Consider the following 14,587-nt stretch of genomic DNA (forward strand, 5'->3'; position numbering starts at 1 on the left):
TAGGGTTGAGTTTGGTGCTCAATTTATAGCCGAATTAAAATTTTTATTGGCATATTTTTGTTGGTTGTTTAGAATCGATGTAAATTCAACAGGTCAGACCTGTCAGCGGGAGAGCAAATTCAATGTCTGAACAAAACATACTAAAAACAAGAAAAGGCGATAGAATCGCGATTGTCAGCGGTCTTCGTACCCCATTTGCCAAGCAGGCAACAGCATTCCACCATGTTCCAGCGCTAGACCTAGGCAAACTTGTCGTTAATGAGATGCTTGAGCGTCTTAACTTTGATAAAAATGAAATTGACCAATTGGTTTTTGGTCAAGTAGTACAAATGCCTGAAGCGCCAAATATCGCACGTGAAATCGTATTAGGTACTGGTATGCCAGTATCGGTAGATGCTTATTCAGTATCTCGTGCGTGTGCGACCAGCTTCCAAGCCATTGCAAACGTTGCTGAGTCAATTGTGGCGGGTAACGCCCATGTTGGTATTGCAGGTGGTGCTGATTCTTCTTCTGTATTGCCAATTGGTGTAAGTAAAAAGCTAGCTGGTAGCTTAGTTGATTTAAACAAAGCGCGTACATTAGGCCAGCGCTTGAAAATCTTCAGCAAACTTCGTCTTAAAGATTTATTACCTGTACCGCCAGCTGTGGCTGAGTATTCAACTGGTTTATCTATGGGCCAAACGGCTGAACAGATGGCTAAAACGCATGGTATTAGCCGCGCGGATCAAGACGCATTAGCACACCGTTCTCACTCATTAGCAAGTAAAGCTTGGAACGACGGCCTACTAGCTGATGAAGTGATGGCGGCACATGTACCACCTTACAAGTCTTTCATCGATCAAGATAACAATATTCGCCATAACTCAACCATTGAAGGTTATGCAAAGCCTCGTCCTGTGTTTGATAGACAACACGGCTCTGTAACTGCTGCAAACGCAACACCATTAACAGATGGCGCAGCAGCCGTACTTATGATGAGTGAAAGCAAAGCCAAAGCGCTTGGCTATGAGATCCTTGGTTATGTTCGTAGTTTTGGTTTCTCAGCAATTGGCGTACACGAAGACATGCTAATGGGTCCTGCGCACTCAACGCCTATCGCGTTAGACAGAGCGGGGATCACCTTACAAGATTTAGATTTAATTGAAATGCACGAAGCATTTGCTGCGCAAGCACTTGCGAACATGAAGATGTTTGGCAGTGATAAGTTTGCGCAAGAAAAACTGGGTCGCTCTAAAGCGATCGGTGAAATTGATATGGATAAGTTTAACGTTAACGGTGGTTCACTGGCTTATGGTCACCCATTTGCAGCGACTGGCGCACGTCTTATCACACAGAGCTTAAATGAATTAAAACGCCGTGGTGGCGGGTTGGCACTGACAACTGCATGTGCTGCAGGTGGTCTTGGTGCGGCCTTCGTATTGGAGAGTGCATAATGTCAGTATTTAATTATGAGCTAACGGATAGCAAGGTTGCAGTTGTAACCATTGATGTTGCCGATGAGAAAATGAATACCTTGCGTGCAAGTTTTGCTGATGACCTATCGGCAATCTTAAAGCAAGGCCGTGATGATAACATTACAGGTATGGTGTTCATCAGTGGTAAAAAAGATAACTTTATCGCAGGTGCTGATATCAAGATGCTAGATAGTGCAAAAACGCGTAATGATGCGCTAGAGCTATCTGAAATGTGTCAGCAAGCTTTCTTCACTATGGCAAATCAAGCATACCCGACGGTTGCTGCAATCCATGGTGCAGCATTAGGCGGCGGTCTAGAGTTTGCACTTGCCTGTGATTACCGTGTATGTACAGACAGCGACATCACAAAACTAGGTTTACCAGAAGTACAGCTAGGTTTATTACCAGGTGGTGGCGGCACACAACGTTTACCAAAACTAGTGGGTATTCAAAAGTCGCTAGAGTGGATGCTTACAGGTAAGCAAGTACGTGCTAAGCAAGCTAAAAAAGCAGGCCTTGTGAATGACTGCGTACCACAAAGCATTCTGCTTGATGTGGCAACCAAGTTTGCTAAAAAAGGCAAAGCAAAACCATCTCAGCCTAAGTTAGATAAGTTAAGCTGGGCGCTTGAGTCAAACCCATTTGGTCGTAACATCATTTTCAAAAAAGCAGAAGAAGGTGTGTTAAAGAAAACCGGCGGACATTACCCTGCACCAATTAACATCATTAAAGCTGTGCGTGCCTCTGTTGAGCTTGATCCAATGAAAGCATACAAAACAGAAGCAGAAGGGTTTGCTGACCTAGTAATGACTGAAGTGTCAAAGTCACTACGTGGTATTTTCTTCGCGACCACTGAAATGAAAAAAGACTACCAAGACGATGTCGCAAAAGTGAAGCGTACAGCGGTACTTGGTGGTGGTTTAATGGGCGCAGGTATTGCCCATGTAAGTGCGGTTAAAGCGAAAGCCTTAGTGCGCGTAAAAGACGTTGCGCAGCAAGGTGTGAGCAATGCACTTAACTACAGCTACAAGATTTTATCTAAGCGTCAGAAGCGTCGCATCATGTCTCATGCCGATGTGCAGCAAACTATGAACCGCATTACGGGCACAACCGATTATTCGGGCTTTAAGCACGTTGATATGGTGATTGAAGCGGTGTTTGAAGACTTAAACCTTAAGCAAAGCATGGTGGCAGAAATTGAACAAAACTGTTCACCTGAGACTATTTTTGCTAGTAACACGTCGTCACTACCGATTGCGCAAATTGCTGAAAAAGCAGATCGCCCTGAGAACATCATTGGTTTGCATTACTTCTCACCGGTAGAAAAAATGCCATTGGTTGAGATCATTCCTCATGACGGCACATCTGAGCAAACTATTGCGCGTACGGTTCAATTTGCCCGTAAGCAAGGCAAAACACCTATCGTGGTAAAAGACAAAGCAGGTTTCTACGTAAACCGTATTTTAGCGCCTTACGTGAACGAAGCGGCAAATCTATTGCTAGCAGGTGAGCCAATCGAGAAGATTGATGCCGCACTGGTTGAATTTGGTTTCCCAGTTGGCCCACTGGCATTACTTGATGAAGTAGGTATCGACATCGGCTCTAAGATTGCACCAATTCTTGAAAAAGAGCTGGGCGATCGCTTCAAAGCACCAGATGCGTTTAATCGTTTAATCGACAGCAAACGTTTGGGTCGCAAGACTAGTCGTGGTTTTTACAAGTACGACAAAAAAGGCAAGAAAGTCGATGAGTCTGTATACGAGCTCCTTGGTGTAACGCCAAGCCCACGCTTGAATAAGAAAGAAATCGCAGATCGCTGTGTGTCTTTAATGCTAAATGAAGCAGCACGCTGTTTAGATGAAGGCATTATTGCTAACGAGCGCGATGGTGATATCGGCGCAATCTTTGGTATTGGTTTCCCGCCATTCTTAGGTGGTCCTTTTACTTACATGAACAAGATGGGGATTGAAAACCTATGTTCACAGTTAGCAACGTTTGCAAACGACAACCCGGTATTCATGCCTGCTGAGTGCTTAGTGCCAGCAGAGACTGCCAAGCCTGAGCTTGAAGTAGTTGCTGAAGCAGAAGAAGTTATCGAAACGCCAACTGAAGCAGTTAAGACTGAAGAAGAAAAAGTTGAAGCGGAGCCCGAGGCTATAAAAGCGGATGAATCTAGCGCTGATGACAACTTAAAGACGACAGAAAAACCAGCTTAATAGCAAGATAACTAAGTTATACAACCAGTTATTTCCCTACATTGTTTTGAATCTAAAGGCGTCGTCAGACGCCTTTTTTCGTATCAGCAGAAATGGGTGAGGCTCATTTTTACTTTCACGGTAAAAAACCTTACAATGCGGCGCAATTATCGACATCAGCATTTGGATCTCTAGCCCTTTTGATACACCCAATGACAAACCCAATATCACACCATATTTCGGATCTGACGCATATCTTTGATGACCTGTTTTCTGAGGCGTACAACACGCGCTTGATAAAAGGTGAGCATGAGCCGATTTATCTACCTGAAAATGCCGATACCTCATACAACCAAGTGGTTTTTGCCCATGGCTTTTATGCCAGTGCGCTGCACGAAATCGCCCATTGGTTAGTTGCAGGAGAGCGTCGCCGCGAGCTTGAAGATTATGGGTATTGGTATTGTCCTGATGGTCGAAGTGCAGAGCAACAACATGAGTTTGAAAAAGTAGAAATCAAACCACAAGCTATTGAATGGGCGTTAAGCGCAGCTGCCGGGTTTGATTTTAACGTGTCGGTCGACAATTTGAATGGTGAGCAAACCTGTCGTTTTAGCTTTCAAAAGCGCGTACAGGCACAAGTGTTCGAGCTATTAGAAAAGGGCTTTAACATTCGCACCGAACAATTATTAAAAGCACTGAGTGACTTTTATAAAACCCCATGGCCGTTAACTGAAGCACAGTTTGATTGGCAGTGCCCAGAGGAGTTTTTAGATGCAGTTTAAACTAGGATTGATCGTTAACCCAGTTGCAGGCTTGGGTGGTAGTGTGGCGCTAAAAGGCAGTGATGGCAGTGATACCGCAGCCAAGGCGATGGCACTAGGTGCTGAGCCAAAAGCCAATGCTCGTACGGCATTAGCCCTTGAACAATTAAAAGAAAACCAAGCAAACATCCATGTTTATACCGTCAATGGTGAAATGGGCGAGCGTCTGGCTAAAGAAATGGGATTTGAGACGTATGTGGCTTATCATAGTGCTACTCCGACAACCCCTGAAGACACTGAAGCAGCGGCAAAAGCGCTGTTAGCCGAAGGTGTTGATATGATCTTATTCGCAGGGGGCGATGGCACTGCGCGTAATATTTGTGCTGCCGTTGATGATTCAATTCCTGTATTAGGTGTACCAGCGGGCTGTAAAATTCACTCTGGCGTATATGCAATTACACCAAAAGCTGCGGGCCGAGTCGTCGATATGCTGGTAAAAGGCGAGCTTGTCACTTTGGGTGAAGCTGACGTAATGGACATTGACGAAGATGCATTTCGTCAAGGTACAGTAAAAGCGAAACGCTACGGTGAAATGCAAGTACCGAGCGAGTTGCGCTATGTGCAAAGCGTTAAAAATGGTGGTAAAGAAAGCGATGAATTGGTGCTTGCCGATATTGCCGCTTACGTGATCAGCGAAATGGAAGATGACGAGCAATATATCATGGGCTCAGGCTCAACGGTTGCAGCTGTTATGGAAGAGCTCGGCCTTGAGAATACCCTATTAGGCGTAGACCTTATCTGTGATCATGAGCTCATTGGTCAAGACATGATCGCCGCAGATTTATTGGCTGCTGCTGAAAAAATGCCAACCAAATTAGTGATCACCTTAATAGGTGGGCAAGGTCATATATTTGGTCGCGGTAACCAACAATTAAGCCCAGCGCTTATTCGCAAAATTGGCAAAGAGAATATTATGGTCATTGCTACAAAGACCAAGCTGCAAGCGCTAAATGGCAGACCGCTTATCGCTGATACAGGTGATGAAGCATTAGATAAAGAATTAAGTGGTTACATCAAAGTGATCACAGGCTATAACGACCATGTGATGTATGCCGTTGGCCACGAAGAATTAAACTAGGAGATAAGATGTTATTTCAACAATACGTAGAGTCAGCGCAGCAGTTTTTTGATGATTTAGTAGATAGAGCCAGTGACGATGAGCTATTCGCTGGTGGTTACCTACGTGGTCACTTTGATTTGGCTGTCGGTTACGCACAGGTTGAAGGTGAAGATTTAACACCGGAAGAGCTAAACGAGCAAATCGAAAAAAGCTTGGTCAAAGCGTATCGTAATGGCGAACTGACAGAAGATGACAAAACCCATGTAGTTAATATCTGGGAACAAGTTAAAGCCTTAGCTTGATCTGAGTTTTAACTGTCAGATTAAAATAAAAAACCGCGATCATTTCGCGGTTTTTTTGTTTTTGCGATAGGGTAGAGTCATTAATAGAGCTTAGTAGGGGACTAAATGGCAACTAAAATCACTTTGGCGCAGTTTGTAAAACTACGTAATGGCGTGCCCTTAGGCCATGCTGATTCTTTAAAAAACATGTTATCTCGCTCTCTCGGTGCAAGCTCTTTTGCTCAGTTCTGGCAATATTGGAATCCAGTGTGGGGCTACTACTTATCCCAATTTGTTTATCAGCCAATTAAACGCTTCTTTGGTAAATCAATTGCGGTTGTTATGACCTTCTTCGTTAGTGGCTTTTTACACGATTTGGCCATTATGCTGGTAAAACAACAAAGCAGTATTTTGCTGACGGCCTGGTTTACTATCATGGGGCTCAATGTCGTGCTGAGTGAAGCCGTAAAACTGAGATATGGCGCATTACCTTGGTTTGTCAGAGCACTAATAAATGCAGGCTTTATAGGTGCTAGTTTTTATGTCGCTAAGCAACTATTGAGTTGGGTGCTTTAAAAAGTAAAAAAAGGCCATCTACTTGCGAAGATGGCCTTGAATACACTGTAATGAACAATGTTAACTCAAAGGGAAATTGCTTAATCTTGCTGCTCAGCTTTTAGCGCATTTTCATGCCAGTACTGCCAATGCATATGTGCTTTGTCTTCAGCTAAATGTTTAGGTTGTAAGTAATCTTTGTACGTATAGCGATAAAACTGACGCGGCTTTTTCGGATCTGTTTTCGCTTCGTCTTTTGTTTGCTCTGCTTTGTGTGCTTGCAACCAAGTTTTGAATTCAGCGCCATATTTTTTACCAGACTCATCTAGCAGCTTTTTATAGCCATCGAAGAAGTCGGTGCGTAAGAAGTGCGCCAGCTTTAAATACTCTTCACGGTGCTTTTCAAACATAAAGCGCACCGCTAAATAACCCCATTTATACACGCGGTCTTGCCCATCTTTATATTCAGTGTCGAACACCTCTTGTAGGCTCGGCCAATCTTTCTCATCAAGCTCAAACGCTTTTTTAAATGCGCGCGGATTATTGTCGCCTTCAGCAATATATTCGGCTAAGCCCTCAGACCACCAAACCATGTTGCTTGGGAAATGGTTAAACGTGTCGTACTTATTGAAGCGGCCATCTAAATAATGCACAAACTCGTGATTTAGATTCCATACCGCAAACTTAGGGCGCACCCAAAAGTGCTCGAAAGTATAGAAGGTTGCGATGTTATCAGGGTCTTGGGTTGTACCTTCGATATACATGCCGCCATTGTCAGTGTGAATATCAAAGATAAGTTGGCCCCAGCGGTTGTACTCGGCGTGGTTGTCAAAGATCACGATACGAAGTTGGTCGTTGAAATCATTCGCTACAGGTTGGCGTTGCGTTGCGAGTTTCTCATGGAAGGTATCAACTTGCTCATTTAGACGCTGACATGAATTATTGAGCTCTTTGTTGCTCATCGCTTGCGCTAAGATGTAAGCACTTTTTGAGCACTCGTGCTTAATCGGTAATACATCGGCAATTTTAGGTTCAATACAACGTCCTTCTAAGGGCGCTTCACTGCACTCTGACTTACCTCTAAACGACGTTACCACATACGGAATGCTGTAAAGGGTCTGCTTTTCTAGCTCTGAAAGCGTGTTGTCTTTGCCAAGCGCTTGCCATACTTGGTTGTCGAGCTGCTCTAGTTTTGCTTCAACAGGTAAACTGGTTTTATCATCGTTGAGGCTCTTTTGGGCTTCTTCGTCTAAGGTGTAGTATTCGTTCCAATATTGTGTGACGTATAAGTTGTAATGCTGTGCCAATGCCCATAGTGCATGTTGCTTAGGCCAATCATCTCCCTCTCGCACTGCATTTTTGCTACTAATAAAATTAACCAATGTGGTTTGTAAAAGGCTTTGTTGTTGAACGGCAGCCGAAAATGTTTCTTTGTTTTTACGTCTTGCTTCATAAGGCAGTACTGCGCCGGCTCTAAGTACTTCCCACATCGCGTAATCGACAGCTTTGCCTTTAGATGTATTGCCTTGAGGTAACGCACTTTCACCATAAAGCGTTATTAGCTGAGAGAGTGGTTGAATATGTTCGGCAGTTTTACCTTGTAGCGCCTCATTGAAGTACAAGCGAAATAGCGCAGTGGCGTAGTTTTCATGAATGCGAGCAACCGTCTCGTCGATGGTGTAAAAGTCACTATGCTCAGCAATGGCAAGTAAAGCTTTGTTTAATGATTCAGCAGTGCCAGCTTGCCAGTCTTTGGCTGGGCCAAAACTACTAAAAATACGCAGGTAATAGGTTAAGCGTTCTAATTTTTGGCTTGTTAAGCCATATAGTTTTACTTCTTCACGAATGGCTTCTGAGACAGCAAGCAACAAACCTGCTTGGTGGTGATCAAATTGAGTACTCCATAAGTCATCAAGCTCGGCGTTAATAATGTTTTGCACCGCAACTTGGGCTTCATCACTTACGATGACAATAGGCGTTTTTGGTTCATCTGATGTGTTTTTGGTATCAAGGGTATTACAGCCAACAAGGCCAAGTGCGACACTGGTCGCTAATGCAAATGTTCTTATTTTCATTGTTATCTGCTCAATAATAAATATTGAATACAATATACATATTTTTGCTGTAGTAGGAAACCTTGTTGGGATAAATTGTCTAAAGTAACAGTTCAAAGAATATGTAATGCGGGAAGGTTGAGAATAGAGCTAACTTGATTGTCAGCTCTAACTTTCTGAAATATTAAGCATAGTAAAGAGGCTAGCCAAACTTCTCTTGAAAATAATCTTCAACATCTTCTTTGATGTCTTGGTAATCATCTTCATCCAGTTGCAGTGCGTTTAATACTTTGTCTTTAATAAACGGCCAATCTGGGTCGGCAATAAAGCGTTTTTGCGTATGTACAAGGTTTTCAGCCATTTTAAGTGTTGCCAAAGTCATGTGCTCTTCATCAGTGTGCTTTTCGGTGAAATACTCGGCATCGTGATGGCGCAAAATAAGCTGGCAGATACTTTTTGGCAAATGCCAACTACTCGCTAAAAAATAGCCAATCACTGCGTGGTTAGTTTTGTAGGCATCTTCTTCGTGTTGTACAAGGTTTTTATCATAATCACGGTTTGCTGCACCAAGCACTTTTACATAGTCATCATATTTTACTGCAAGCGCTGGAATACCCGCATCATGGAATAACCCCAGCATATGTAGGTTTTCGGTTGGTACCTTGGATTTTATTTTCTTGCCGATTAGGGTGGCAACATCCGCAATTTCAGTCGCTGTATCCCAAAAACGTTCAAGTTTGATACAACATCTTTTGTTATCGAACGCTTGTTTAAGTAAGAATCCCGTTACTAGCGTGGCGATACTATTTAAACCTAAAAACATCACCGCTTGGCGAATATCGGTAATGGTTCTAGCAAGGCCATAACTTGGTGAGTTAATGACTTTGAGTACCGCAGCTGACGTTGCGACATCGGTCGAAATAAGATTCGCAATGTGATTTAAATCTGGCTCTGGGTTTTTGAGTGTCTGTTGTAGCTCAGTCAAAAGCTCAGGTTTTGGGGGGAGGTTAAACCCAGCTTTAATATCTTTAAGCACTGAATCATCAATATCTATCATGGTAAGTCGGATCCCTTTAATGATTTGAGCTAAGTGTAGTGGAGTTTTTATTCTTAATTATTGCGATAACGCAAAAAAATAATTATATGGTCATTAACTAAGCGAACTGTGCTTCCTTTGGGGACGTTATCTTGCTTGAGAGTAGCAATCTAAGTTAAGGTTAAGTAATTTTGTTTTATTGGAAGAAAGCATGACTCAACAAGCGAATACGGCTCAGCCAACCGGTGCTGTGGCCAAGTTTCTTAATGGCATTGAGCGGGTAGGTAATAAACTGCCAGATCCAGCCATTATCTTTTTATCTGCCATGTTACTTATATGGTTACTCTCTTGGTTATTTTCAAGTACCACATTCGATGCAATCGATCCGCGCACAGGCGAAGCAATCGTTGTACATAACTTGCTAAGTGGTGATGCACTTGCAGGTTTCTTAGCTTCTATGGTTAAAACTTTCACAGGCTTCGCACCATTAGGTGTTGTGTTAGTGGCTATGTTAGGTGTGGGTGTTGCTGAGCACTCAGGTTATATTAATGCTGGTTTAAAAATGATGCTTAAGCGCACACCGCAGGCATTACTTACACCGTCAATTATTTTAATCGCTATTGTGAGTCACACAGCCACTGATGCAGGTTATGTATTGGTTATTCCAATTGCGGGTGTAATTTACTATGCCATGGGTCGTCACCCTCTAGCGGGTATTGCTGCGGCTTTTGCAGGCGTAAGTGGCGGCTTCAGTGCCAACTTCGTACCATCTGGTATTGACCCATTACTACAAAGCTTCACCCAAAGCTCTGCGCAAATCATCGACCCAACCATTGCGGTTAACCCACTAAATAACTGGTTCTTTACCTCTGCATCGAGCGTATTTATTATCCTACTAGGTTGGTACATTACTGATAAAATAATTGAGCCACGTTTACAAGCTACTAAAGTAGATGGCGATACTGACAACCTTCCTTCTTTTGATGAAGTAACTTCCAAAGAGCGTAAGGCATTCATGGTTGCGTCTTCTGTGATGATCGCAGGTCTTGCATTATTAGCCTATGCATCAAGTGGTGAAGACTCTGCACTGCGTAGCCCGAATGGGTCACTGACTGACTTTAGTGCACCGCTTATGCAATCAATTGTGCCACTTATCTTCTTACTATTTTGGATCCCTGGTGCCATCTTTGGTTTTATGGTCGGTACTTTCAAGTCATCGAAAGACATGATTGATGCCATGAGCAAAGCTATGGGTAGTATGGCTTACTATATTGTTATGGCGTTCTTCTGTGCGTTATTTATTGCAGCGTTTAGTCAATCAAACCTTGGTGCATTATTGGCAATTGAAGGTGCGGAAGTATTAAAAGCAATGGCACTGCCAAGTTATATCACAGTGATTGGTATTATCTTCTTAACGGCGTTTGTTAACTTATTTGTTGGCTCAAGTTCAGCGAAGTGGGCACTATTAGGTCCAATCTTTGTACCTATGTTAATGCAACTTGGTATTTCACCAGACTTAAGTCAAGCGGCTTACCGTGTTGGTGATTCAAGCTCAAACATCATTACACCGCTGATGCCTTACTTCCCGCTGGTGGTTGTATACTGTCAGAAGTATGTGAAAGACACAGGTATCGGTACGCTGATTGCGATGATGTTGCCTTATTCAATCGCTTTCTTAATCGGTTGGAGCTTATTCTTATTAGCTTACTGGGGTCTAGGTATTCCACTAGGTCTGCAATCAAGCTACACCTACCCAGGTTAAAGTTTAAGAGATATAAAAAACGCGCCAATAGGCGCGTTTTTTGTGGCAATAATACTTAGAAAGTTTCAGGGCTATGCTATGGTTATGCAAAGAGTGAGGGAAGGTGTATGTTTTATTGGATTGTGATTGTTATCAGCTGTATATTGTCATTTAAGGGTTTTGCAAGTGCTCATAAAGTTGATGTGATAGCGATTGATTATCCGCCTTTTATTACGCAGTCAGAACCAAGCCTCGGTATCACCTTTGAGCTTTTAGAAAAAAGACTGGCTGAACTTAAGCTACTTGAATTGCGCCCCAACATCCTCCCACCTGCAAGAGCACAAACTGAGCTGACTAAATCCGATTGGTGCCTAAGTTTTTACCCGCCAGCACCAAGCGAATTTATTGAACGCATTCCCCTCAGTGAAGATAAAGTTTTGCTCGGTTTTGTTAGCAAACAACAGTTGGTTGCTTGGCAGGATTTCAAATACTTTAAACAGAAACGCTTAGCCATGTTAAGAGCGATCATTACCGAAGGTATACAAGGGCAATTAAAACAAGCTGGTGCAGTTATTGTGCCTGTGGAAACCGTTGAACAGGGCATAAATCTGTTGCTAAAGGGACGTGTTGATTTTGCATTTACAGATAATATGAGTTTTTTGGAAAAGCAAAAGACCAATAAAGAATATACTCAGCTCGCTTTTGCACAAACGCCCTTGTTAGAAGTGCAATTAGGCGTGTATTTCAATACCCAATGTAAATATGCGGGGCTACTTGCCCCACATCTTCGTAAAGTAGAAATCAAATATTAGAAATGCCAAACAACATGGAGTTGCGGTGAAGACTCAGTGATATCTGTGCCGAGCTTGTTACGCCACCACTGCCACTCAACGCCAAGCATAAGCTGTTTTTCTTTGCCCATTAAAGCATGGCCTATATCCCAACGCACAGCAGGCTGAGCTAAGATCCAACCTTTTACATCATTGCCAAATTCATCTTCACGACTGGCAATGTATTCCACGTGACCGGTAAAATAAAACTTATGTTCAGCGATATTAAATGGCATGCCCCAAGCAATATCGAACATCCAGCTGTCACTTTGGGTAGGCGCGCCGCCTTTTGCAACGCCTTCACTGTCATCAATATACGCCGTAAAAGTCGTTGAAAGAAAATCAAATCCCGATGCCTTCCAGTTTAACTTTACGCCCGGTAAATACTTAATGACTTTAGCATCGCCAGACACATTAATACCTGCCACAAAGCTGGCACTTTGCATTGCTGAATTCGCATTTGGTTGCCACGCTTTTGGCATTAAGAAGCTTGAATACCACTCGCCATAAAAGTCGTTGTTATTAAAGCCGTCATCTAAATCATCTTTAGTAAAGTCGATAAAAAAGAAGTTATCACCATAGTCATATCCAGATGCATGCTGCACTGAATAAATTTGCGTTTGCGCACTTTGCTGGCTAAATGGGTTTTTTACATCGCCAGAGTTAAAGTGAAATTGCGTGTCGCTCCAATTCGCTGCAGCAGCAGAAAAAGAGCTACACAGCGCGAGAGAGGCTAATAAGCGGATGTTTTGATTCATGATAAATTATTCGCAGAGGGTAGATGATGTGAATTATATACCCAAATTACTTCAAGTGACGAGGTTCAGCGAGAATTGATTGGCTTTAAGACATGGTTCTAAATCGAAAATAGATGACGCAGTATGAAAGTCAGTCAAACTCGTCCAAGGAAGCGCTTATTTACTTATATTAAGTATAAAAAGAGCATTGAAATAGTAAGACATTGCATTTTATAGAGCTACTAAGAAGCGCTCTGAACATTGTTTTGAGGTATTTTGGGTATACATATAGCCCCAAAGAAATAGGGGCTATAAATCTAGAAAAGTGGTTTTATTGGTCTTTATGCTTTATTTCTGCGCAAGCAGATAACAGCTACTGCTGTGAATGCCAAAATGAAGCAATAGAAAGATGACGTTGAGACATCCCACGGACTGATCTTGAAGGTCGCGCCAAGTAATAATGCTTGCGCACCGTAAGGCAATGACCCTTGCATTACACAAGCAAAAATATCGAGTAAGCTTGCTGAGCGTTTCGCAGAAATTTTACCATCTTCAGCTAGCTTTTTAGCCACTGGGCCTGCAACAATGATACTTACTGTATTGTTAGCAATACACAGGTTAGAGGTAAGAACTAATGCAGCAATGCCTAATTGATCAGCTACTTTACGGTGAAACTTTGCAATAAACGCCGTTAAACCTTGGATTTTATGTGCAAGATAATCAAGACCGCCATTTACACGAATGAACTCAGACAGACCGCCAATGAACATAGATAGCAAGAAAATCTCTTGCATATCACTAAAGCCTTTATAAACGTCTTTCGCGAAACTGCCGACTTCATAATTAGCTGTAAAGCCCATCGCTGCGGCGAAAATAATGCCACTAAATAGCACTACGAATACATTTAGACCCGCAACAGCCAGCACTAAAATAAATGCATAAGGTAGTACTAACAACCAATCAAAGTCTTTGGTTTCTACAGCCTGTGGTTCAGGAGTTAGGAAAGTCAGTAGGGCGATAGTTAAAATAGCTGCTGGGATGGCAATCTTTAAGTTTTCTTTAAACTTATCTTTCATTTCACAGCCCTGCGTACGCGTTGCAGCAATGGTGGTGTCAGAAATAATAGATAAGTTATCACCAAACATCGCACCCGAAACTATGGTGCCCGCCATAAGCGCTGGGTCGATACCAGTTTTAAGTGATACGGCATACGCAATCGGACCGATGGCACCTATGGTACCCATTGATGTACCCATCGCCGTTGAAACTACGGCAGCAATTAAAAATAGACCTGGTAGTAACATTGAAGGTGGAATAAGCGACAAACCGGCATTGACAACCGCATCAACACCACCGGTTGCGCCAGCAACAGCAGAAAACGCACCTGCTAGTAGGTAAATTAAACACATGGTGATGATGTTTGAGTGACCTGCACCTTTTATAAAGGTTTCAACACTGTCATTGATTGGTTTGCGGTTAACCCAAAATGCGATAACGATGGCAGGTAAAATTGCTACAGGCGCAGGCAACTGGTAGAACGCATAATCTACGCCTTGCGATTGTAGGTATAAGCCTGCACCTAAAAAGAGTGCCACAAAGGTTAGTAAAGGCAGTAGCGACAACTTGGCTGCTACCTTGTTTACAGACGCCTGCATGTAAACCTCATATTAAGAAATAGTTATTTTTATTATGCAACCATTGTTCACACAATTGCGTGCATAATTCAAGCGATAAAAAGGATGTGTGAATGTATAGATGGCTAGATGTTTTGTCAAACTTAATCCATGAAAAAAGCCGCAGAGTGCGGCTTTTATCTCTTTCTC

At 42.7% G+C, this 14,587-nt stretch carries 12 protein-coding genes; 8 read left to right on the top strand and 4 right to left on the bottom strand.

All coding sequences use genetic code 11. From position 1 onward, the window contains the following. Positions 1-122 precede the first annotated feature (122 nt). The 6 genes from fadI to AC1HJP_RS07090 all read left to right on the top strand — a co-directional run bounded on the left by fadI (position 123) and on the right by AC1HJP_RS07090 (position 6,387). On the top strand, positions 123-1,433 hold the full coding sequence (gene fadI / locus AC1HJP_RS07065) for an acetyl-CoA C-acyltransferase FadI (RefSeq protein WP_404393883.1): 1,311 nt from the start codon (positions 123-125) through the stop codon (positions 1,431-1,433). After that, on the top strand, positions 1,433-3,670 hold the full coding sequence (gene fadJ, locus AC1HJP_RS07070) for a fatty acid oxidation complex subunit alpha FadJ (RefSeq protein ID WP_480361206.1): 2,238 nt from the start codon (positions 1,433-1,435) through the stop codon (positions 3,668-3,670). The genes fadI and fadJ overlap by 1 nt, the downstream gene beginning before the upstream one ends. Before the next feature lie 191 nt (positions 3,671-3,861). Then, positions 3,862-4,431 carry an elongation factor P hydroxylase gene (locus AC1HJP_RS07075; RefSeq protein WP_480361207.1) on the top strand — a complete coding sequence of 190 codons (570 nt, stop codon included), beginning with the start codon at positions 3,862-3,864 and terminating at the stop codon, positions 4,429-4,431. Next, positions 4,421-5,548, top strand: a complete 1,128-nt coding sequence (locus AC1HJP_RS07080) for an ATP-NAD kinase family protein (RefSeq protein ID WP_480361208.1) — start codon at positions 4,421-4,423, stop codon at positions 5,546-5,548. The genes AC1HJP_RS07075 and AC1HJP_RS07080 overlap by 11 nt, the downstream gene beginning before the upstream one ends. Before the next feature lie 8 nt (positions 5,549-5,556). Next, positions 5,557-5,832, top strand: coding sequence for a YfcL family protein (locus tag AC1HJP_RS07085; protein WP_058030579.1), 276 nt, complete (start codon positions 5,557-5,559; stop codon positions 5,830-5,832). 105 nt (positions 5,833-5,937) lie between these two features. Next, positions 5,938-6,387 carry an MBOAT family O-acyltransferase gene (locus tag AC1HJP_RS07090; protein WP_480361209.1) on the top strand — a complete coding sequence of 150 codons (450 nt, stop codon included), beginning with the start codon at positions 5,938-5,940 and terminating at the stop codon, positions 6,385-6,387. An 80-nt stretch (positions 6,388-6,467) separates the two neighbouring features. Here the strand turns inward: AC1HJP_RS07090 and AC1HJP_RS07095 are convergent, their stop codons facing one another. Together AC1HJP_RS07095 and AC1HJP_RS07100 are read right to left on the bottom strand one after the other, a co-directional pair. Next, positions 6,468-8,441: a collagenase gene (locus AC1HJP_RS07095; RefSeq protein ID WP_480361210.1), complete on the bottom strand. Its 1,974-nt coding sequence runs from the start codon at positions 8,439-8,441 to the stop codon at positions 6,468-6,470. A 181-nt stretch (positions 8,442-8,622) separates the two neighbouring features. After that, entirely contained in the window at positions 8,623-9,477 is an 855-nt protein-coding gene (locus AC1HJP_RS07100) for an HDOD domain-containing protein (protein ID WP_480361211.1), read from the bottom strand. A gap of 190 nt (positions 9,478-9,667) precedes the next feature. Between AC1HJP_RS07100 and AC1HJP_RS07105 the strand changes: the two genes are divergently transcribed. Both AC1HJP_RS07105 and AC1HJP_RS07110 read left to right on the top strand, forming a co-directional pair. Then, positions 9,668-11,218 (top strand): AbgT family transporter, encoded by a 1,551-nt coding sequence (locus AC1HJP_RS07105; protein ID WP_480361212.1) that lies wholly within the window; start codon positions 9,668-9,670, stop codon positions 11,216-11,218. Positions 11,219-11,325: 107 nt separating this feature from the next. Beyond that, the gene (locus tag AC1HJP_RS07110) at positions 11,326-12,009 is read left to right on the top strand and encodes a hypothetical protein (protein ID WP_480361213.1); all 684 of its coding nucleotides are present in this window, start codon (positions 11,326-11,328) and stop codon (positions 12,007-12,009) included. Here AC1HJP_RS07110 and AC1HJP_RS07115 read toward each other — a convergent pair. Continuing rightward, the gene (locus tag AC1HJP_RS07115; RefSeq protein WP_480361214.1) at positions 12,006-12,785 is read right to left on the bottom strand and encodes a nucleoside-binding protein; all 780 of its coding nucleotides are present in this window, start codon (positions 12,783-12,785) and stop codon (positions 12,006-12,008) included. The genes AC1HJP_RS07110 and AC1HJP_RS07115 overlap by 4 nt on opposite strands. A 320-nt stretch (positions 12,786-13,105) precedes the next feature. Then, entirely contained in the window at positions 13,106-14,419 is a 1,314-nt protein-coding gene (locus AC1HJP_RS07120) for a Na+/H+ antiporter NhaC family protein (protein WP_480361215.1), read from the bottom strand. Between the last annotated feature and the right edge of the window lie 168 nt (positions 14,420-14,587).

The organism is Pseudoalteromonas sp. NFXS53 (assembly GCF_056629255.1).